Genomic DNA, 18880 nt, shown 5'->3' with positions numbered 1-18880 from the left:
GCTCCCCCGGAAACCCAGGAGAACCTGCATGCGAGCCTTGTTCGTCGGTGGCGTGGTCGACAACAGTGAGATGGACCTGGAAGGCAGCCATCCGCCCGTGCATTACCCCGAGGACACCGGCGGCGGCCACTCGCGCTACCGGCTGCACCAGGTCGGTCATGGCGCCGACGGCAGCGTGGCCTATGCGGTGTACGGCGCACCGGACCTGGCCGATGACGAGGTGGCCCGGGTGGCGGAAGAACGCGCCTATGCGCGCCGGTTCGAGGCGACACCGACCTTGTTCGAGCACTGACACACCGGTAGCGCCCGAGCCCACGCTCGGGCGACGGCGCAGCGGAGCGTGGGATCGGCTCTACATCCGATCAAGGCGCCCTGGGTGGCAGACGGTTGACGCTGGCGATCTCGTCCAGCCACACATGGTGCTGCTGCACCGGCGTGTCGTAGTCATCCAGGCGCAACTGGCCGTTGCTGCCTTCGTCGCCGGCGTCGTTGCGGTACTGCTGCACGGTCGGTTTCACCGCCACGGTGCCGAGCAGGCGGCGACCATCGTGCAGGGTCAGTTGCACCTGCGTTTCGCCTTCCAGCTGCGGCAACAGGGCTTCCAGGCGCGCGATCTGCGCCGGATCGGTATGGATGCGGGGAGCTATACGGGACATCGGCGACCTCCTGCGTGCAGGGTCGCCGATCGGCCGTGAATGCTCAGTGCAGCGCGCTGTCCGCGCGTGGCACCTGCACCTTGCGTACCGCAGCCACCAGCTGTGCCACCGAGTACGGTTTGGCGACATGTTCCTGGAAGCCTGACGCCAGCGCTCGGCGCCGGTCATCGGCGCGTGCCAGCGCGGTCACGGCAACCGCCGGCAGGGTCATCGCATCCACGCCCATGTCCTCGCGCAGCGTGCGCACCAGACCATAGCCATCCATGCCCGGCATGCCGATGTCGGTCAGCATCACGTGGTACTGCAGGTGCCCGGTATCGGCCAGCAACGCCAGCGCTTCACCGGCCGAGCTGGCGGCCGACACACTCGCGCCCTGCTCTTCCAGCATGCGCCGCAGGTACTCCAGCACTTCCGGCTGGTCTTCCACCGCCAGCACATGCATGCCACGCAGCGGGTACGGTTCGACGATCACCGGCTCCAGGATCGGCCCGCTGATCACTTCGCGCAGCGGGCGTCGCTCGGCATCGGGAATGTGCTGCGGCAGTCGCACGGTGAAGGTGGCGCCGTGGCCATGGCCTTCGCTGGCGGCGGTGACGGTACCGCCATGCAGTTCGACCAGCTGCTGCACGATCGCCAGGCCCAGGCCGAGGCCGCCATGGCGTCGGGTGGTGGTGCCATCGGCCTGGCGGAAGCGGCTGAACAGATGGTTGAGGAACTCCGGTGCGATGCCATCACCGGTATCGCGCACCGTGATCACCCAGTGGTTGCCGTCGGCCTGCAGCTGCACGTCGATGCGGCCTTCGGCCGGGGTGAACTTGATTGCGTTCGACAGCAGGTTCCAGAACACCTGCTGCAGGCGGGTGGCATCGCCCAGCACCAGGCTGGGCTGCTCCGGCAGCAGCAGACTCACGTCCAGCGCCTTGCCTTCGGCGACCAGTTCCTGCGCACCGATGGCTTCGCCCAGCAGGTCGCGCAGGTCCAGTATCTCCACCTCCAGCTGCACCTTGCCCAGCAGCATGCTGCTGAGGTCGAGCATGTCCGAGATCAGCCGCTTCTGCGCACCGGCGCTGTTGGCGATCACATTCAGGCCCTTGTACAGCGGGCTGGTGTTGTCCACGCGCTGCAGCAGCAGCTCGCTCCAACCGAGGATGGTGGTCAGCGGCGTGCGCAGCTCGTGCGACAGCGTGGCCAGGAACTCGTCCTTCAACCGCGCCATGTTCTCGGCGGCACTGCGCGCGGCACGCTCGGACTGCAGAAGCTCTTCGCGGGCCAGCTCGATCTCGCGGCGTTCGGTCACGTCCGGGCTGCTGCCGGCCAGGCCGATGAAGCGGCCCATCCGCGAGAAACGCGGGCGTGCGTTCATCTCCAGCCAACGCCACTCGCCATCGGCGCGTCGGGCCCGCACCAGCGCATGCATCGACCGCTGCGCCTTCAGTGCTTCCTGCAGTTCGTACTCGAACACCGATGCATCGTCCGGATGCACCAGGCCGCGCCAGACATCTTCCGGCACGCGTGTTTCGTCACCGCCAAAGAACTCACTGAAAGCGCTGTTGACGAAACGGGCATGGCCGCGCTCGTCGAGCACCCACACCGGCATCGGCAGGCCGTCGGCCAGTGCGCTGAAGCGGGCTTCGCTTTCGCCCAGCTCCACTTCCATCTGCTTGCGTGCGGTGATGTCGAAGAACAGGATGCCGACCTTGTCTTCGCCCGGACGGCCCACGCGCACCGCATCAACCGCGAACGAGCGGCCCAGCGCACGCGCTTCCATCTCGAACTGGGCGGGGCGGCCACTGCGCGCGACCTCGCCGTAGATGCGGAACCAGTCCTGCTCGTGGCCCGGTTCCAGCGCCGTCATGCGCTGGCCACGCGCGTCCTTCAGGCCGGTGTGGCGCTCGAACGCATCGTTGACCTCGATGAAACGGTAGTCCACCGCGCGATCGCCCTCGAACAGCACCTGGATCACGCAGAAACCGGCGTTGATGCGCTCAAGCACGCCATGATGCAGGTCGGGTTCGGGCGCTGGCACCATCATCGGTGGGCGCTCCACGAGGGGCGGCAGTGTGGACAAGGGGCGTCTGTGCAGGCCGGATTGGAAGCACAGCATCTTCCAAAGCGCGTATTCACAGCGTCAAGCGCCGTCAGTCATGGTTGACGTCGATGAATTGGCGGCAACCACCCTTGCGCACGACGCAATCGGCCATTGCGGTGGCCCAGCCACAGGATCACACTCGATCTGTGATCAACATCGTCCCCAGCGCGGGGACGCAGGAGACCGTCATGAAACGCTCACTCGCGATTGCCCTGCTGGCAGGCGCCCTGGTGGCGGGCGGCGCCAACGCTGCACCGCGCACCGTGACCGATGCGGACGCGCCGCGCGCGTTGCAGGCCGATGGCCCGGTCAGCGTGAAATGGGAGGATCCGGCCAAATTCACCGAGATCCGCCAGAGCACCAACCGCTTCGAGGCCGAACGCGGTGACTGGGTGCAGCAGCTGGCCCGCTACCTGCAGACCACCGCTGCCAAGCCGCTGCAGCCTGGGCAGACCCTCGATGTGACCCTGGTGGACATCAAGCGTGCCGGTGACTACGAGCCGTGGCACGGCCCGCGTGGCCGCGACATCCGGATCATGCGCGACATCTACCCGCCGCGGATCAGCCTGCAGTACACGTTGAAGGACGCCAGCGGCCGTATCGTCAGCGAGGGCGATGCGCGCCTCAGTGATACGGGCTACCTGCACAACCTGGGGCTGAAGAGCGACAGTGATCCGCTGCGCTACGAGAAGCGCCTGATCGATGACTGGGTGAAGCGCCAGCTGGCCAGCCAGGCCACCGCTGCGCGTTAGGCCACTCGGTAGGTGTCGACCTTGGTCGACACACATTACACGGCGCCGACCAAGGTCGGCCGCTACCGAAGCCGAGCGTGGGCTCGGCTCTACACGTATACCTTGGCCACGCGCTTGACCGCGCACGGCAGCTGGTACGCACTCACGCCACAGCGCGGCGCCAGTTCGGACAGCGTCGGTGCGCTGCCCCACAGTTCCACCACGCTGCCGATGCCGGCCTGCGCATGCGCGGTCAGGTCCACCGTCAGCATGTCCATCGACACGCGCCCGATCAGCGCACCGGGCTGGCCGTCGATCAGCACCGGGGTGCCATTCGGGGCGAACTGCGGATAACCGTCGGCATAGCCGAGCGCGACCACACCCACGCGGGTGCGTGCCTTGGCCACGAAGCGTGCGCCATAACCCACCGGCTCACCCGCCTCGATCCAGCGCTCGGCGATCACCTTCGACTGCATCGTCATCACCGGGCGCAGGCGCTCGGTCAGTGCCGTGTTGTCCGGCAGCGGATTGGCGCCATACAGCATCAGGCCCGGGCGCACCCAGTCGCTGCGTACATCCGGCCAGCCCAGCAGCGCCGGCGAGTTGCACACGCTGGTCTCGCCGTCCAGGCCGTCGATGGCCCGCGCGAAGGTCGCAGCCTGTTCGTGGGTGCGTTCGCTGTCCAGCTCATCGGCGCGCGCCAGGTGGGTCATCAGCACGATGCGCTCGACCTGCGGCAGCGCCGACAGGCGTGCATGCGCGGCACGGAAGCTGTCCACGTCCAGGCCAAGGCGATGCATGCCACTGTCCAGCTTCAGCCACACCGTCAACGGGCGCGGGCTGTCGTAGGCAGCAACGGCCTCCAGTTGCCACGGCGAACCGACGGCGAACCAGAAGTCATGCTCGGCCACCAGCGCCATGTCGCTGGGCTCGAAGATGCCTTCCAGCAGCAGGATCGGCGCACGGATGCCGGCCTGGCGCAGCTCCAGTGCCTCTTCGATGGTAGCCACGCCGAAACCATCAGCCTCACCTTCCAGCGCCTGCGCACAGCGCACCGCGCCATGCCCATAGGCATCGGCCTTGATGATCGCCAGGGCCTTGCCACCGCCCAGTTCACGGGCGAGCCGGTAGTTGCTGCGCAGGGCGCCCAGATCGATCAGCGCGCGGGCAGGACGCATGTGCGGTTCTCTTGTTGCGGCGCGTGACCGTACTGGCCGTAGCGGAAAATATCCAGGCCTTCGGTGCTGATCTGCGGCTGGCGCGCGCTCATCAGGTCGGCCAGGTAGCGACCCGAGCCGCAGGCCATGGTCCAGCCCAGCGTGCCGTGGCCGGTGTTGAGGTACAGGTTGCGGAACGGCGTGGCGCCGATCACCGGCGTACCGTCCGGCGTGGCCGGGCGCAGGCCGGTCCAGAACTGCGCACGCGACAGGTCGCCGCCCTTCGGGTAGAGATCGCTGACCACCAGCTCCAGGGTTTCGCGGCGGCGCTGCGACAGCGACAGGTCGAAGCCGGCCACTTCGGCCATGCCACCGACGCGGATACGGTCGTCGAAGCGGGTCACCGCCACCTTGTAGCTCTCGTCGAGAATGGTCGAGGTCGGCGCCATCGCCGGGTCGGTGATCGGCAGGGTCAGTGAGTAGCCCTTAAGCGGGTACACCGGCAGGCGCATGCCCAGCGATGCGACCAGCGCCGGCGAATAGCTGCCGAGCGCGACCACGAAGCGGTCGGCGGTTTCCAGCTTGCCGTCGATGCGCACGCCGGTGATGCGGTCGCCATCGAACTCCAGGCCGGTGATGTCCTGGTCGAATCGGAACTCGACACCGGCATCCACGCACATCTGCGCCAGGCGGCGGGTGAACAGCTGGCAGTCGCCGGTCTGGTCACGCGGCAGGCGCAGCGCGCCGACCAGGCCATCGACGTGGGCCAGGGCCGGTTCGGCCTGGATGATGCCGGCGCGGTCCAGCACCTCGTACGGCACGCCGTACTGGGCCAGGATCTCGATGTCCTGCGCCGAGGCATCCAGCTGCTGCTGGGTGCGGAACAACTGGGTCGTGCCCAGGTCGCGGCCTTCGAATTCGATGCCGATCTGTGCGCGCAGCTCGTTCAGGCAGTCGCGGCTGTACTCGGACATGCGCACCATGCGCGCCTTGTTGATCGCGTAGCGCTCATGGGTGCAGTTGCGCAGCATCTGCCACAGCCAACGGTACTGGGCCAGGTCCATGCCCGGCTTGATCGCCAGCGGCGCGTGCTTCTCGAACAGCCAGCCGATGGCCTTCTTCGGCACGCCCGGGGCCGCCCACGGCGAGGTGTAGCCAAACGACAGCTGGCCAGCATTGGCGAAGCTGGTTTCCAGCGCCGGGCCGGGCTGACGATCGATGACCGTGACTTCAAACCCGGCCTGTCGCAGGTACCAGGCACTGGTGGTGCCGATCACGCCGCTGCCGAGAACTAGGACTCGCATGGGACTTCTCCAACCCGATCATTCCCTGCACTGGAGCGTGCCGGGACCATAATTGGGGAAGTATAGACAGCCATTCCCAGTTGATTTGCCTGTTTTGAAATCAACCGGCAGGATGTTCTCCTGCAATTCATTCCCCAAGGTTGACGGCCATGGCCACCCGTACCCGCGAACTGGACAAGATCGACCGCAAGATCCTGCGCATCCTGCAGGCCGAGGGCCGTATCTCCTTCACCGAACTGGGCGAGCGGGTCGGCCTGTCGACCACGCCCTGTACTGAGCGCGTGCGTCGATTGGAGCGCGAAGGGGTGATCACCGGCTACCACGCCCACCTCGACCCGGCCGCGGTGAAGGCCAGCCTGCTGGTGTTCGTGGAGATCAGCCTGGCCTACAAGTCCGGCGACATCTTCGAGGAGTTCCGGCGCGCGGCGCTGAAGCTGCCCAACGTGCTGGAGTGCCACCTGGTATCGGGCGACTTCGATTACCTGCTGAAGGCGCGGATCAGCGAAATGGCCTCCTACCGCAAGCTGCTCGGCAGCACGTTGCTGACGCTGCCGCATGTACGTGAGTCGAAGAGCTACATCGTGATGGAAGAAGTGAAGGAAACGCTGAGCCTGCCGATTCCGGATTGAGGCGCTCGCAGGATGGGGTCAGAGCCCGCGGTGCGGGATCCGACCCCCGGAGTCCCTCAGCGCTGCTGCGGATGCTTCTGCGAGCGCTGTTCCTGCTGCTTGCCGCCCTTGTGCGGCTGCGGCTCCATCTGCTGCTGTTGTTGCTGCTGTTGCTGCTGCGGGTTGCGGCCCTGCGGTTCCTTGCCGGGATGACGGTTCTGCTGGTTTTTCATGATCGCGATCCAGTGGACGAAGGACATGCGGCGGCGGAATGCCAGCGCAGGGGCACGGTGGTCCCGGAACGGTTAACCGCAGGCGAAAAAGCAGTGATCGCCAAGAGGCTGTTTTCGTGCGTTCAGCCCGCACGACGCGCAGGAGCTGCCAACCTTGCTTGGCCCATAGGTCAGCGCTTGATCTGCTGGCCATCACCGGCAGGCACGCTGTCGTAATAACGGCCTGTACGCGAGTCGAACACGCGGTTCGGGCCGGCCGGGCGCACGCCAGGCACGATGCGGCCATTGCGGTCATAGACCTTGTCGGCCGGCTTCGGTACCGGCGCCGGCGCGATCCGGGCGGGGCCGGTGGACTTGATCGGCTGTGCCGGCTGCGGCGACGGCAGCACCTGCGGCTGCGGGCGGGCAGCCTGTGGCGGAGGTGCCACCGGTTGCGGTGCCACGGTGGTGGCACTGCGGGTGGCGGTCGGGCTCGACGACGTCGGTACCTGGGCCTGCGCAACCAGGGGCAGCAGGCCCATCAACAGCAGGGGAAGGCTCGGTTTCATGTCACGCTCCGGCGTGGATCGCATTCACCTTGCGCCTGCACCTGTGTGCCGCCCATGAACGGCCATCACACTTGCAAGCGCGCGCCGGCACCCCCACGTTTTCCGGCATCCCCAGGCCATCGACCCCACGGAGCGCCGCCATGACCGCCTTCGACCTGACGCCCCCCACCGCCACCCAGACCGAGGCGCTGGTCGCCGGCCTCAGCGGCGAAGAACGCCGCGTACTGCTGCAGCACGGCACCGAGGCGCCGTTCTGCGGCGTATTCCTCGACAACAAGCGCGAGGGCGTCTACTGCTGCCGTCTGTGCGCACTGCCGCTGTTCCGCTCCAGCACCAAGTTCGATTCCGGCACCGGCTGGCCCAGCTTCTTTGCCCCGTTCGACCCGGCGCACGTGCGCGAGATCCGCGATACCAGCCACGGCATGGTGCGCACCGAGATCACCTGCGCGCGCTGCGGCAGCCATCTGGGCCACGTGTTCCCGGACGGTCCGCCGCCCACCTACGAGCGCCACTGCCTGAACTCCGTCTCACTTTCGTTCACCGGCAATGGCGAGCCCTGGCCCGACCCGTTGCAGCGTGGCGGCGCGGAAAGCGGCGTGGCGGGCTGAAACACCCCGCTGACCGGTTTCACAGAATTCCCTCTTCAGAAAACCGGGCGACGGGCCGACAAGGAGATATCCCCTCTCCTTGCGTCGCCCCATGCTCATCATCGTTGGATTCCTGGTCGTCATCATCAGCGTGATCGGGGGCTATCTCGGTGCCCACGGCCGCCTGGGTGCCCTCTGGCAGCCCTACGAGCTGGTCATCATCGGCGGCGCCGCACTCGGTGCCTTCCTGGTCGGTACCCCGGCCAAGACGGTCAAGCAGACCCTGCAGGCCATGGCCGGCGTGTTCAAGGGCCCGCGCTACAAGCAGCAGGACTACATCGACGTCCTCAGCCTGCTCTATGAACTGCTCAACAAAGCCCGCCGCGAAGGCTTCATGGCGCTGGAAGACCATGTCGAGCGGCCGGCCGAGAGCGCGCTGTTCGGCAACTACCCCAAGGTGCAGGCCGACCACCACCTGATCGACTTCATCACCGACTGCCTGCGCCTGATGATCGGCAGCAACATCGAGCCGCACGAGCTGGAGCCGCTGCTGGAACTGGAGCTGGAAAAGCACCATGCCGAGGCCATGGCGCCGTCGCAGGTGCTGACCAAGGTCGCCGACGGATTGCCCGGTTTCGGCATCGTGGCGGCGGTGCTGGGCATCGTCATCACCATGGGCTCGATCGGTGGCGACATCGTCGAGGTCGGTGGCCACGTCGCCGGTGCGCTGGTCGGCACCTTCCTCGGCATCCTGCTGGGCTACGGTTTCGTCGGCCCGATGGCAGCCGCGATGGAGGCCCGCGCCGAGCAGGACAGCCGCATCTACGAATCGGTGAAGACCGCCCTGCTGGCCTGCCTGCGCGGCTACAACCCGAAGATCGCGCTGGAATTCGCCCGCAAGACGCTGCCGTCGAACGTGCGCCCGGCCTTCTCCGATTTCGAGCAGCACCTGAAGACGGTCAAGTAAGCCATGGCCGAGACCAAGCCCACCGTCATCGTCCGCCGGGTCAAGAAGGCCGGCCACGCCGCCCATCATGGCGGTTCGTGGAAGGTGGCCTATGCCGACTTCGTGACTGCGATGATGGCGTTCTTCCTGGTGCTGTGGCTGATGGCCACCACCAACAAGAACGACCGTGCTGCCATTTCCGAGTACTTCCGCAACCCGAGCCCGCTGAGCGGGCAGAACGCCACGCCGGCACCCGGCATGGCCGGCCCGGGCGGCGCCAGCACCTCGATGATCAAGCTGGGCGGTGCCACCGACGTTTCGCGTGGCAACAGCAACGATCCCTTCCAGAACCAGAAGGAAGCAGTACCGCAGCCGGTGGACCAGCAGCAGCGCGACAAGCAGCAGCTGGAACAGCTGATGAAGGAGCTGCAGGAAGCGATCAGCAGGAGCCAGGCGCTGGAACCGTTCAAGGACCAGCTGCTGCTGGACCTGACCCCGGAGGGCCTGCGCATCCAGATCGTGGACAAGCAGAACCGGCCGATGTTCGACCTTGGCAGCGCCACGCTGAAGCCGTACACGCAGCAGATCCTGCACGAGCTGGCCGAGTACCTGAACCATGTGCCGAACCGGATCAGCCTGACCGGTCACACCGACATCACCGCCTATTCCGTCGCTCGCGGCTATGGCAACTGGGAACTGAGCGCCGACCGTGCAAATGCCGCACGCCGCGCGCTGATCGATGGTGGCCTGGACGACAGCAAGATCACCCGCGTGGTCGGCCTGTCTTCGTCAGTGCTGTTCGACAAGGTCGACCCGCAGAACCCGATCAACCGCCGCATCAGCATCGTGGTGATGACCCAGGCCGCCGAAGCGGCCGCCCTGGCCGGTGCCGGGCCACAGGTGGGGCTGTCGGCGCCGACCGCCGACCCGGACGTGCAGGCCGCGCAGGGTGAGGCGCACTGAACCGGGGTCAGATCCCTTTCCCCTGGAAAGGGATCTGACCCCACCTGCGTGCGGCCGCTACAATGGCGGTCTTTCCGTTTCCAGGTGACCCCACCCCATGTCCCAGAACTCCAAGGCCAAGCGCGACAAGCGCAAGAAGCAGCAGGCCAAGCGTCCGTTCCTGCGCCTGAACGCCCAGCAGCAGGTGCAGAACCATGCCGTGCTGACCAACGAAGACGGCCAGGTGGTTGCGGCCATCGGCCTGCAGGGCCGTGAGTGGCTGCTGGCCATCGGCGGCCAGACCATGGGCAACGCCGAGAACCCGGTGCCGATGCTGGCCATGCTCAAGCACCTGGCCAACGTGCAGGAAAAGGAAGGCCGCAAGGTCAACCTGGAGTACTCCGAGCTGCTGCAGAAGCTGCTGGACACCCTGGCAGCCGAATCCGAGCAGACCGCTGACGAGTACCTGGACAAGCTGGTCGCCGAGTTCGAGACCGTGGAAGCCGAAGAAGGCGAAGAAGCCGCTGAGGCCGCCGAAGGCGAAGTGGTTGAAGCTGCTGCCGAGGCCACCCCGGCCGCTGACAGCGACAGCAAGCCGCAGGCCTGAACCGGCCGCGGCGGTGACGGTCTACGTCGATGACGCGGTGCATCCCTGGCGCGGACAGCGCTGGGCGCACCTGATGGCCGACACCCTGGCCGAGCTGCACGCGATGGCGGCGCAGCTCGGCATTCCCCCGCGGGCCTTCCAGAACAAGGCCAGCGGTGCCCACTACGACGTCACCGCCGAGCTGCGCGCGCAGGCCATCGCGCTCGGTGCGCGGGCGATTTCCCGGCACGCCGACCGTGACCTGGTCAAAGCGGTGATTGCCAACGCCAGGGCGCAGTACCGGCCGTAGTGCGTGGTGTGCTCGCCGGGCATGGCCCGGCGCTACCACGGGCTGGCGGAACAGGTAGCGCCGGGCCATGCCCGGCGGGTCGGATCATCGATCAGAACGGGTCGCTGCCCAGGCGGATTTCCACGTTCAGCAGCGAGCACAGCGCCAGCATCGCGTCGTCGTCGCGGGTCAATGCCATCACGCCGGTGAAACCGTCGCTGCCGGCATCCACGCTCCACAGCGTGTAGTTGTGCTCGCGCAGGCGGTCGAAGGCGGTGGACATCAGCTGCACGCCGTCCAGGTCTTCGGCGAAATCCTCGTCGTCCAGGTCGCCACCCCAGTCCAGCTGCAGGTTGAAGCGCGCCGACAGCTCGTTCACCGCCGACTGCAGCGAATCCAGATCATCACGTTCCACCTCGAAACCGGACTGCCAGGCAATGGCCGTGAACAGGGCCGGCAGCCAATCGCTGTCTGCCTCCAGCGGCTGCCCGTCCTCGGCCAGGTGCTCGCGCCAGCGGTTGAACTGCTGCAGGGCCAGCTCTTCGTCGCCCGGGTTGATCAGCACCAGCAGGTTCCAGACGCGGGCCTCGAAGCCGTCTTCGTCGAAGTCGTGGATGTCTTCCTCGAAGTCGAAATAGTCGCTGTTGTCGGGCATGGCGGAACTTCCTCTGGGGCAGGCCGGCATTCTACGGTTTATCCTGTGCCGCTGAAGCCGGCCTTGGTGGCCGTCACTGTGAATGAAGCGATGAGCGATACCCCTCCCGACCACCTGGCGATCAACCCGGCCAGCCCCTTCCATGATGCGCAGGCGCTGGAGCGCGGCGTCGGCGTGCGTTTCAACGACGTCGAGCGCGACAACGTCGAGGAATACTCGGTCAGCGAAGGCTGGATCCGCGTGCAGGCCGGCAAGGCCCGCGACCGCCGCGGCAACCCGATGACCATCAAGGTCAAAGGCAAGGTCGAGGCGTATTTCCTGGACACGAAGCCGGAGTAACCGGCTTTTGTAGAGTCGAGCCATGCTCGACTCTACATCCGGCGTCATTCGCGCTTGCGCGACTCCAGCAGGTCCAGGTTGCGGATCAGGCGCCGCGAGATCTCATCGGAGATCACCCCGCGCCGGGTCAACCGGAACAGCTCCTCGCGCTCGGCATTGAGGCCGGCGCTGCGCAGCTGGCGGTAGCCCATTTCCATGCGCCGCACCTTCTCCGGGTCCACGTCGGGCCCCTCGCTGTCGCGCTCCAGGTGGCGCTGGTACAGCAGGCTCACCCGCGACGCGGCGTCGTTGTACAGCTGCACGTTCTCGGTGTTCTGGTTCATCACCAGCTGCTGGCGCATGCGCTCGACCCCGGCCAGCGCCGCCTTCGACGACAGCCGGCGCGCCAGGTCCTCTTCCTTGCGTTCACCCGAATCGGCCGGCAGCTGCAGGCCCTTCAGCAGCTGCGGCAGCGCGATGCTGGCGCCGAGCAGCGAGAACAGGATCACCGAGGCGGCCAGGAAGATCACCAGGTCACGTGCCGGGAACGCACTGCCATCAGGCAGGAACAGCGGCAGGGTCAACACGCCGGCCAGGGTGATCGCACCGCGCACACCGGCCACCGAGGTCGCCACCACGATGCGCCAGTTCGGTGCCTCGCCCCGCTCCAGGCCGCGACGGCGCGCGCGCAGCAGGTTCCAGCGCAGCGACAGCCACACCCACAACAGGCGCAGCACGACCAGCGCCAGATTGATCACCACCACATACACCAGCAGCCACCACGCACTCTGGTGGCCGGTCTCGTTCATGGTGGTGGTGGCGCGTTCGACGATGCCTGGCAGCTGCTCGCCCAGCAGCACGAACATGATGCCGTTGAAGCTGAACTGCAGCATGTTCCAGACCCCGGCACGCTGCACGCGCATGCTGCCGGAGACGCGGCCGGTCAGCTCGACATAGCTCATCGCGATACCTGCGGCGACCGCGGCGAGGATGCCGGAGGCGTGGATCTCTTCGGCCAGCAGGTAGGCCGCGAACGGAATGAGCAGGTTGACCAGCATCGCCGCGCCCGGCTCTTCGCCGAAGCGGCGCCACAGCCAGCGCTGGAAGGTCGACACACCAAGGGTGACCGCCACGCCCACCGCAAGGCCGGCCACGGCCACCCACACGAAGGTCAGCGAGGCCGTGGCCAGCGAGAACGTGCCGGTCATCACCGCAGCCACCGCGAACCGGAAGCAGACCAGGCCCGATGCATCGTTGAGCAGCGACTCGCCTTCCAGGATGTGCATCAAGCGCTTGGGAATCGGCGCCTTGGAGGCGATCGCACCCACTGCCACAGGATCGGTCGGCGACACGATCGCCGCCAGCGCGAAGCACACCGCCAGCGGCATCACCGGAATCAGCCAGTGGATCAGGAAGCCGGCGCCGATGACGGTGAACACCACCAGGCCGAAGGCCAGCTCGAGGATCGCGCCCTTGTCGCGGAACAGGCCCTGCTTGGGAATGCGCCAGCCATCCAGGAACAGCAGCGGCGGCAGGAACAGCAGGAAGAACACCTCCGGCTCCAGCGCATGGCCGCGGTTGAACACCCCGGCGATCACCGCGCCCAGGCCGATCTGCACCAGCGGCAGCGGCAACGAGAACGGGAGGACGCGAACCAGGTAGCCGCTGGCGACAACGGCCACCAGCATCGCCAGGACGACTTCAATGGTATGCATGCTTCTTCCAGGAAGCGGCGCGCGGGGAGGCTCGAAGGCCAGCGCCGGAAACCCGGAAAAAACTACCACATGCGGCCACGACCGCGATGGCCGGGGCCGCCGCGCGTCAGCCCCGGCTCATGCCCCGTCGAAGCGGTACAGATCCATGGCGAGGAAGCCGGCATCGATGCCGGCGTCGATGCGGCGTGCACCGAAGCCGCTCTCGCCGGCCGCGCCCATCGCGAAGAACAGCGGCAGCAGGTGCTCGTCGGTCGGGTGCGCGCGCTTGGCGAACGGCGCCTGCCGGCGATAGTCGAACAGCGCCTGGCGGTCATCAGCGGCCAGGCGCTGCTCCACCCACTCGATGAAGGGGCGCACGTACGGCGCTTCCTTGCCGTCCTGGTAGTCGCCCCAGTCGTGCAGATTGTGGGTGATGCTGCCGGAGCCGACCAGCAGCACGCCCTGTTCGCGCAGCGGCGCCAGCGCGCGGCCCAGCGCGAACTGATGCTCGGGGCCGAGAAGCGGCTGGATCGACAGCGGCACCACGGGAATGTCGGCCTGCGGGCGCAGCAACCGCAGCGGCACCCACGCGCCATGGTCGAGGCCGCGCTGCGGGTCGAGCGCCACCGGCAGGCCGGCGGCGGCGATGCGGCCGGCCACTTCTTCGGCCAGCGCCGGATCGCCCGGCGCCGGGTACTGCAGTTCGAACAGCGCGCGCGGGAAGCCACCGAAGTCGTGGATGGTGGGCGGCTGCGGATGCGCGCCGACCAGCGGTTGCCGGCCCAGCCAGTGCGCCGAGGCCATCACGATGGCACGCGGCGTCGGCAGGTCGCGCGCCAGCTCGGCCAGGCGCACACCGACCTGGCCCGGATGCAGGGCAGTCATCGGCGAACCATGGGAGATGTACAGCGAAGGCAGGCGGGACATGGAATGCTCCAGTTGCAGGATCAGGCGGCGATCAGCGCGAACGCAGGGTCCACTTGCCATCGCCGACCAGGAACAGCACCACCAGCGCCAGCGCCCAGAACGCCGGGTATTCCCAGCCGCCGCCGGCATTGGCGAAACCGAAACCGTTGGCGCCGTGCACGGTGACGATGGTGCCCAGCAGCAGCGGTACGCCGACCAGGCCCACCCAGCGCGCATAGACGCCCAGCAGCAGCGCGACAGTGATCACCAGCTCGACGCCGATGGTGAGGTAGCCGAGCACGCCGGGCAGGCCCAGCGACTCGAAGTACGCCGCCGTGCCGGCCGGGGTGAATACCAGCAGCTTGGTCAGCGCATGGGCCAGGAACAGCACGCCCAGGGCCAGGCGCAGCAGGGTGGCGCCATACGGCGCCAGCGGCGAAACAGGAGCGGTCGTGGTGTGCATGGCAAAGCACCTTGAAGGGAGTGGGCACAGGTTATTGCGCCTTCACGGACTGATAAATACGATCGATTGACCGTATTTATTTCAAAAGGCGCAACAATGGATACCCTCGAGGCGATGCGCGTGTTCGTGGCGGTGGTCGAGCGCAATGGCTTCAGCGCCGCCGCCCAGGCTCTGGACATGTCCACCGCCGGCGTCACCCGCCAGGTCGCCGCGCTGGAAAAGCGCCTGTCCACCCGCCTGCTCCACCGCACCACGCGCCGGGTCAGCCCGACCAGTGCCGGCGCCGCCTACTACGCCCAATGTGTGCGCCTGTTGGCCGAGTTCGACGCGCTGGAGGCCAGCATCGGTGCGCAGGCGCTGGAGCCCTCGGGCACGCTGCGCATCAACGCACCGGTCAGCTGGGGCATCGCCCGACTCGGCCCGCTGCTGGCCAGCTACCGCGAACGCTTCCCGCAGGTGGAACTGGACCTGGCCCTGTCCGACCGCCTCGTGGACATGGTCGAGGAAGGCTACGACGTGGCCATCCGCATCACCCGCGAGCCGGGCCCTACCCTGATCGCACGCCGCCTGGGCGAATCGCGGGTGAGCCTGTGCGCCGCGCCGGCCTACCTGGCCGCACGCGGCACCCCGCAGACCCCGCAGGACCTGCAGGCACACGCGTGCCTGGGCTACAGCTACTGGGCCGCCGGCAACAACTGGCCGCTGCAGGGGCCCGGCGGTGAGGTGAAGGTGGCGGTGAACAGCCTGCTGCACGCCAACAACGGCGACGTGCTGCGCGAAGCCGCGATTGCTGGCATGGGCGTGATCCTGCAGCCGGATTTCCTGCTGGAAGACGCGCTGGCCGATGGTCGCCTGGTGCGCATCCTGCCGGAGTGGGAGGCCTCGCCGATCGGCATCTTCGCGGTCTACACCAGCCGCAGCCACCTGGCACCGAAGGTGCGCAGTTTCATCGATCATCTGGTGGAAAGCGGGGTGTAGACGAGTCTGGTGTTTGCCGGCCAGCGACCGGCAAATCCGAGATCCGCTCAGGCAGCGACTTCGTCCAGCGCATCGATGATCCGTTCCAGCGGTGCCGGCCGCCCCAGCAGGTAACCCTGCACCTGGTCGCAGCCGTGCGCGGCCAGCCAGTCCAGCTGCCCCGGCGTTTCCACGCCCTCGGCGATGATGGTCAGGCCCATGCTGTGGCCCAGCGACAACAGCGCGCGGCAGATCGAGGCATTGCGCGGATTGGTTTCCACGTCGGCGACGAAGCTGCGGTCGATCTTCAGGATGTCCAGCGGCAGGTGCTGCAGGTAGGACATGCTGGAATAGCCGGTGCCGAAATCATCCAGCGACACGCTGATGCCCTGCTCGTGCAGGCGCTGCATGGTCTGCATCGCCTGCGCCGGCTTGCGCATCAGGCTGCTCTCGGTCAGCTCCACGTGCAGGGCACCGCGGGCCAGGCCGAAGTCCTGCTGCGCACGGGTGAATTCGGCCACCAGGTCGCTGTTGAAGAACTGCACCGCCGATACATTGACCGCGATCGGCAGCTCGCCCCAACCGGCCTCGACCAGCCGGCGCTGCGCTTTCGCCGCCGCGCGGATCACCCAGCGGCCCAGCGCGAGGATCAGCCCGGTCTCCTCGCACAGCTGGATGAACTCGTTGGGCGGGATGAAGCTGCCGTCGGCCTGCGGCCAGCGCAGCAGCGCCTCCAAGGCGGCCGGGGTGCCATCGCTGGCATGCCGGATCGGCTGGAAATAGAGCTGGAATTCGTTGTCGATGGCGGCATGGATGCGCCCGGCCAGGCGCAGCCGGTCGGCCAGCCGTGTGGTCACCGCCGCATCGAACCAGACCACCACGTTGCCCTCGGCGCGTGCCGCGTGCGCGGCCTGCGCGGCCATGCCGATCACCTGCTCGGCACTGTGGCCGTCACCGGCAGTGTGCACGGCCACACCGATGCGCGGTTCGAACTGGTGCAGCGAATCCTTGCCACGCATCGGCGCCGACACGATCTGCAGCAGGTCGTCCAGCACGCGCGGGGTATCGTGCTCGGCCCCGATCGCGAACACGAAGTCTTCCGCCGGCTGGAATGCCAGCGTGCCGCAACGCGCGCCCAGTCCACCGAGCCGGGTCGCCATCGACTGCAGCACCGCATCGCCGATCTCACGGCCCAGCGTATCGGCCACCAGCTGCAGGCCACGCAACTGCACGAAGGCGATGGTGTAACTCTGTTCCTGCTCATCCAGCTGTTCGGTCAGGGCGCGCACGTTGAGCAGGCCAGTGGCCGGGTTGTGCCGTGCCCGATAGGCCAGGTCACGCTCGTAGGCCAGCCGTTCGCTGACATCCTCGGCCAGCACGAGGCACGCCGGCTGTCCGTCGAAATCGAGTTTGGACAGGTGTGCGCGCACCTCGAACACGCTGCCATCCTTGCGCCGGTGCAGGCGCACGGTCGCGTCCGGAGGATCGCCCACCTGTGCGCGCTGGATGGCACCACGCACTTCGTCCCAGCCTTCGCGCGGGCGGATGTCGAGGATGCTCATCGCCAGGAACTCGTCGCGGCTGTAGCCGTACTGGCGCACCGCAGCGTCGTTGACCTCGATGAAGCGCAGCGTATCCGGGTCGAACACCCAGAACGGTGCAGGATTGCGGTCGAACAGCAGCCGGAAGCGCCGTTCCACTTCGCTCACCTGCTCGCGCGCCTGGTAACGCTCGCTCAGGTCGGTCAGCGCGCCGATCATGCGCCGCTCGCTGTCGGCCACTTCCACCCGCTGCCCACGCGCGCCCACCCAGCGCACCTCGCCCCCGGGCAATACCAAGCGGAACACCTGGTCGAGCACGGCGCCGCCGGCGAATGCCTGGTCAAAGGCATGCTGCAGGCGCGCGGCATCGTCGCGGTGCACGCGTGCGAAGAAATCGGCCACCGGCAGCGCATCGGTCTGCACGCCAAAGATCTCGCGCGCCAGCGGCGACCAGCGCAGCAATGCGGCGTCCTCATCCACGTACCAGGTACAGACACGACCGACCTGGTGCGCAAGACGCAGCTCGGCGTGGCCTGTTTTCAGCTCCTCGGCCATCGCCTGCTGGCTGCGGGTGCTGCGCCGCACGGCGTACAGCAGCACCAGCAACACCGCGATGTAAGCCAGTACGATCGCCACCGACGCCTGCAGGTACGGCCACCACGGCGCCAGTACGTCTTCGTCGGCCAGGCCGACCTGCACCGCCAGCGGGCTGTGTTCCAGCGTGCTGATGGTCATGATGCGCGGTACGCCGTCGACCACACCCGGCATGCTGCCCAGTTCGACCACCGCCTGCTTGCCGAGCAGGTCGCGGCGCGGGAGATCGTAGCGACGGCCCACCGTGCCATGCGGATCGGGTACGCGGGCCAGCATGTAGCCCTCGGCATCGCTGATCGAGACCAGTCCGTTCGGGCCAACATCGAGCCCGCCGACGATGCGCTGCAGTTCGCCACAGCGCAGCCGCGCCAGCAGCCAGCGTTCATCGGCCATCGGCAGCGCCAGCGGGACCACCCAGCCACCGTCGCTGGCCCGCTGCGGCGGGCCGATGTACAGCGAACTGCCCAGGCCGCGGCGCTGCGGATCGGTCCATAACGGCAGGTTCAGGTCCCCGTTGCCGGCCGTAAGGGCGCGGCCATAGCTGTCCAGCACCACGATGCTGTGCAGCTCGGCATGCCGGCGCAGCACGCCGCCGATGGAGGCATCCAGCAGCGCCGGCGCCTGCGCGGGCACACTGCGGAACACTTCAACGGCGTCGGCGGCGATGCCGGACATGGCCCGCTCCAGGTTGCGCAGTTCCAGCGCCAGCAGGCGCTCGCTGCCCACCGCCAGCGCCCGGCTCTGCCGCTGTGCGGCCTCCAGCCGGCGGTGATGGTCGTTGGCCAGCATGGTGGCCAACCCGGCCACCAACAGAATGCCCAGCAACACCCCGCCCCAGGTAATGGCGCGCAGCGGCCGGGCCAACGCCCGCTTCAGCGCCGGCATCGGTCGGTCTTCCTTGTGCAGTCGGCTGGCTTCATGCGCGAACGAATCCTCCACGTCCCCGACCTCAACGGCCGGCGGACGCCATTCTTGACGCCTGACCCCACCCCGCATGGCCACCTCCCCGTGCCCGCGCAGGGTTCCCGGGCCCAGCATGCACCACCCCGGTGACGGCGTGAAGATCGCTTCCGCGC

Annotated in this window: 21 protein-coding genes; 10 read left to right on the top strand and 11 right to left on the bottom strand. The window is 67.6% G+C overall.

Annotated features, from left to right (window positions below; translation table 11 throughout):
- Positions 1 to 28 precede the first annotated feature (28 nt).
- Complete coding sequence (locus M1L61_RS02405) at positions 29 to 292, top strand: hypothetical protein (protein ID WP_005407925.1); 264 nt, start codon at positions 29 to 31, stop codon at positions 290 to 292.
- A gap of 70 nt (positions 293 to 362) precedes the next feature.
- Here M1L61_RS02405 and M1L61_RS02400 read toward each other — a convergent pair whose 3' ends face one another.
- Together M1L61_RS02400 and M1L61_RS02395 are read right to left on the bottom strand one after the other, a co-directional pair.
- Positions 363 to 656 (bottom strand): DUF3247 family protein, encoded by a 294-nt coding sequence (locus M1L61_RS02400; protein WP_010484115.1) that lies wholly within the window; start codon positions 654 to 656, stop codon positions 363 to 365.
- A gap of 43 nt (positions 657 to 699) precedes the next feature.
- Positions 700 to 2688, bottom strand: coding sequence for an ATP-binding protein (locus tag M1L61_RS02395; protein WP_043398895.1), 1989 nt, complete (start codon positions 2686 to 2688; stop codon positions 700 to 702).
- Between the two features lie 245 nt (positions 2689 to 2933).
- Between M1L61_RS02395 and M1L61_RS02390 the strand changes: the two genes are divergently transcribed.
- Positions 2934 to 3497, top strand: coding sequence for a DUF3016 domain-containing protein (locus M1L61_RS02390; protein WP_010484117.1), 564 nt, complete (start codon positions 2934 to 2936; stop codon positions 3495 to 3497).
- 89 nt (positions 3498 to 3586) lie between these two features.
- Here the strand turns inward: M1L61_RS02390 and alr are convergent, their stop codons facing one another.
- Together alr and M1L61_RS02380 are read right to left on the bottom strand one after the other, a co-directional pair.
- Positions 3587 to 4654, bottom strand: coding sequence for an alanine racemase (gene alr, locus M1L61_RS02385; RefSeq protein ID WP_010484118.1), 1068 nt, complete (start codon positions 4652 to 4654; stop codon positions 3587 to 3589).
- Positions 4633 to 5937 (bottom strand): D-amino acid dehydrogenase, encoded by a 1305-nt coding sequence (locus M1L61_RS02380; RefSeq protein WP_032128742.1) that lies wholly within the window; start codon positions 5935 to 5937, stop codon positions 4633 to 4635. Before M1L61_RS02380 ends, alr begins: the two co-directional genes overlap by 22 nt.
- A 149-nt stretch (positions 5938 to 6086) precedes the next feature.
- On the opposite strand from M1L61_RS02380, the gene M1L61_RS02375 reads away from it, so the two are divergent.
- Positions 6087 to 6566 (top strand): winged helix-turn-helix transcriptional regulator, encoded by a 480-nt coding sequence (locus M1L61_RS02375; protein ID WP_005407919.1) that lies wholly within the window; start codon positions 6087 to 6089, stop codon positions 6564 to 6566.
- A gap of 56 nt (positions 6567 to 6622) precedes the next feature.
- On the opposite strand, the gene M1L61_RS02370 is transcribed toward M1L61_RS02375, so the two are convergent.
- Positions 6623 to 6805, bottom strand: a complete 183-nt coding sequence (locus M1L61_RS02370) for a hypothetical protein (RefSeq protein ID WP_010484120.1) — start codon at positions 6803 to 6805, stop codon at positions 6623 to 6625.
- Between the two features lie 143 nt (positions 6806 to 6948).
- Positions 6949 to 7326, bottom strand: a complete 378-nt coding sequence (locus M1L61_RS02365; protein WP_019337991.1) for a hypothetical protein — start codon at positions 7324 to 7326, stop codon at positions 6949 to 6951.
- Positions 7327 to 7466: 140 nt separating this feature from the next.
- Between M1L61_RS02365 and msrB the strand changes: the two genes are divergently transcribed.
- The 5 genes from msrB (at position 7467) to M1L61_RS02340 (ending at position 10697) form a co-directional block, all read left to right on the top strand.
- The gene (gene msrB, locus M1L61_RS02360; protein ID WP_010484122.1) at positions 7467 to 7934 is read left to right on the top strand and encodes a peptide-methionine (R)-S-oxide reductase MsrB; all 468 of its coding nucleotides are present in this window, start codon (positions 7467 to 7469) and stop codon (positions 7932 to 7934) included.
- Positions 7935 to 8025: 91 nt separating this feature from the next.
- Positions 8026 to 8880 carry a flagellar motor stator protein MotA gene (motA, locus tag M1L61_RS02355; RefSeq protein WP_053442467.1) on the top strand — a complete coding sequence of 285 codons (855 nt, stop codon included), beginning with the start codon at positions 8026 to 8028 and terminating at the stop codon, positions 8878 to 8880.
- A 3-nt stretch (positions 8881 to 8883) separates the two neighbouring features.
- On the top strand, positions 8884 to 9822 hold the full coding sequence (gene motB, locus M1L61_RS02350; RefSeq protein ID WP_143993796.1) for a flagellar motor protein MotB: 939 nt from the start codon (positions 8884 to 8886) through the stop codon (positions 9820 to 9822).
- Positions 9823 to 9919: 97 nt separating this feature from the next.
- Complete coding sequence (locus M1L61_RS02345) at positions 9920 to 10408, top strand: hypothetical protein (protein ID WP_248854264.1); 489 nt, start codon at positions 9920 to 9922, stop codon at positions 10406 to 10408.
- Positions 10409 to 10421: 13 nt separating this feature from the next.
- On the top strand, positions 10422 to 10697 hold the full coding sequence (locus M1L61_RS02340) for a DUF4031 domain-containing protein (RefSeq protein ID WP_134959172.1): 276 nt from the start codon (positions 10422 to 10424) through the stop codon (positions 10695 to 10697).
- Between the two features lie 91 nt (positions 10698 to 10788).
- Here M1L61_RS02340 and M1L61_RS02335 read toward each other — a convergent pair whose 3' ends face one another.
- Complete coding sequence (locus tag M1L61_RS02335; protein ID WP_010484126.1) at positions 10789 to 11331, bottom strand: hypothetical protein; 543 nt, start codon at positions 11329 to 11331, stop codon at positions 10789 to 10791.
- A gap of 90 nt (positions 11332 to 11421) precedes the next feature.
- On the opposite strand from M1L61_RS02335, the gene M1L61_RS02330 reads away from it, so the two are divergent.
- Positions 11422 to 11670 carry a DUF3297 family protein gene (locus tag M1L61_RS02330; RefSeq protein ID WP_010484127.1) on the top strand — a complete coding sequence of 83 codons (249 nt, stop codon included), beginning with the start codon at positions 11422 to 11424 and terminating at the stop codon, positions 11668 to 11670.
- A gap of 44 nt (positions 11671 to 11714) precedes the next feature.
- On the opposite strand, the gene M1L61_RS02325 is transcribed toward M1L61_RS02330, so the two are convergent.
- The 3 genes from M1L61_RS02325 to M1L61_RS02315 form a co-directional block, all read right to left on the bottom strand.
- Positions 11715 to 13364, bottom strand: a complete 1650-nt coding sequence (locus M1L61_RS02325) for a Na+/H+ antiporter (protein WP_010484128.1) — start codon at positions 13362 to 13364, stop codon at positions 11715 to 11717.
- 117 nt (positions 13365 to 13481) lie between these two features.
- Entirely contained in the window at positions 13482 to 14270 is a 789-nt protein-coding gene (locus tag M1L61_RS02320; RefSeq protein ID WP_248854263.1) for a class III extradiol ring-cleavage dioxygenase, read from the bottom strand.
- A 31-nt stretch (positions 14271 to 14301) separates the two neighbouring features.
- Entirely contained in the window at positions 14302 to 14712 is a 411-nt protein-coding gene (locus M1L61_RS02315) for a DoxX family protein (protein WP_010484130.1), read from the bottom strand.
- Positions 14713 to 14808: 96 nt separating this feature from the next.
- Between M1L61_RS02315 and M1L61_RS02310 the strand changes: the two genes are divergently transcribed.
- On the top strand, positions 14809 to 15690 hold the full coding sequence (locus tag M1L61_RS02310) for a LysR family transcriptional regulator (RefSeq protein WP_019336404.1): 882 nt from the start codon (positions 14809 to 14811) through the stop codon (positions 15688 to 15690).
- A 47-nt stretch (positions 15691 to 15737) separates the two neighbouring features.
- Here the strand turns inward: M1L61_RS02310 and M1L61_RS02305 are convergent, their stop codons facing one another.
- On the bottom strand, positions 15738 to 18800 hold the full coding sequence (locus tag M1L61_RS02305; protein WP_053443784.1) for an EAL domain-containing protein: 3063 nt from the start codon (positions 18798 to 18800) through the stop codon (positions 15738 to 15740).
- Positions 18801 to 18880: the final 80 nt, after the last annotated feature.

It is taken from the genome of Stenotrophomonas sp. NY11291, assembly GCF_023277365.1.
Taxonomy (GTDB): domain Bacteria; phylum Pseudomonadota; class Gammaproteobacteria; order Xanthomonadales; family Xanthomonadaceae; genus Stenotrophomonas; species Stenotrophomonas geniculata.
This window is presented reverse-complemented; position numbering and strand designations above follow the sequence as displayed.

Coding starts and splice junctions, on each gene's coding strand:
- M1L61_RS02405 (WP_005407925.1), top strand. CDS start 29: ATGCGAGCCTTGTTCGTCGGTGGCGTGGTCGACAACAGTGAGATGGAC.
- M1L61_RS02400 (WP_010484115.1), bottom strand. CDS start 656: ATGTCCCGTATAGCTCCCCGCATCCATACCGATCCGGCGCAGATCGCG.
- M1L61_RS02395 (WP_043398895.1), bottom strand. CDS start 2,688: ATGATGGTGCCAGCGCCCGAACCCGACCTGCATCATGGCGTGCTTGAG.
- M1L61_RS02390 (WP_010484117.1), top strand. CDS start 2,934: ATGAAACGCTCACTCGCGATTGCCCTGCTGGCAGGCGCCCTGGTGGCG.
- alr (WP_010484118.1), bottom strand. CDS start 4,654: ATGCGTCCTGCCCGCGCGCTGATCGATCTGGGCGCCCTGCGCAGCAAC.
- M1L61_RS02380 (WP_032128742.1), bottom strand. CDS start 5,937: ATGCGAGTCCTAGTTCTCGGCAGCGGCGTGATCGGCACCACCAGTGCC.
- M1L61_RS02375 (WP_005407919.1), top strand. CDS start 6,087: ATGGCCACCCGTACCCGCGAACTGGACAAGATCGACCGCAAGATCCTG.
- M1L61_RS02370 (WP_010484120.1), bottom strand. CDS start 6,805: ATGTCCTTCGTCCACTGGATCGCGATCATGAAAAACCAGCAGAACCGT.
- M1L61_RS02365 (WP_019337991.1), bottom strand. CDS start 7,326: ATGAAACCGAGCCTTCCCCTGCTGTTGATGGGCCTGCTGCCCCTGGTT.
- msrB (WP_010484122.1), top strand. CDS start 7,467: ATGACCGCCTTCGACCTGACGCCCCCCACCGCCACCCAGACCGAGGCG.
- motA (WP_053442467.1), top strand. CDS start 8,026: ATGCTCATCATCGTTGGATTCCTGGTCGTCATCATCAGCGTGATCGGG.
- motB (WP_143993796.1), top strand. CDS start 8,884: ATGGCCGAGACCAAGCCCACCGTCATCGTCCGCCGGGTCAAGAAGGCC.
- M1L61_RS02345 (WP_248854264.1), top strand. CDS start 9,920: ATGTCCCAGAACTCCAAGGCCAAGCGCGACAAGCGCAAGAAGCAGCAG.
- M1L61_RS02335 (WP_010484126.1), bottom strand. CDS start 11,331: ATGCCCGACAACAGCGACTATTTCGACTTCGAGGAAGACATCCACGAC.
- M1L61_RS02330 (WP_010484127.1), top strand. CDS start 11,422: ATGAGCGATACCCCTCCCGACCACCTGGCGATCAACCCGGCCAGCCCC.
- M1L61_RS02325 (WP_010484128.1), bottom strand. CDS start 13,364: ATGCATACCATTGAAGTCGTCCTGGCGATGCTGGTGGCCGTTGTCGCC.
- M1L61_RS02320 (WP_248854263.1), bottom strand. CDS start 14,270: ATGTCCCGCCTGCCTTCGCTGTACATCTCCCATGGTTCGCCGATGACT.
- M1L61_RS02315 (WP_010484130.1), bottom strand. CDS start 14,712: ATGCACACCACGACCGCTCCTGTTTCGCCGCTGGCGCCGTATGGCGCC.
- M1L61_RS02310 (WP_019336404.1), top strand. CDS start 14,809: ATGGATACCCTCGAGGCGATGCGCGTGTTCGTGGCGGTGGTCGAGCGC.
- M1L61_RS02305 (WP_053443784.1), bottom strand. CDS start 18,800: ATGCGGGGTGGGGTCAGGCGTCAAGAATGGCGTCCGCCGGCCGTTGAG.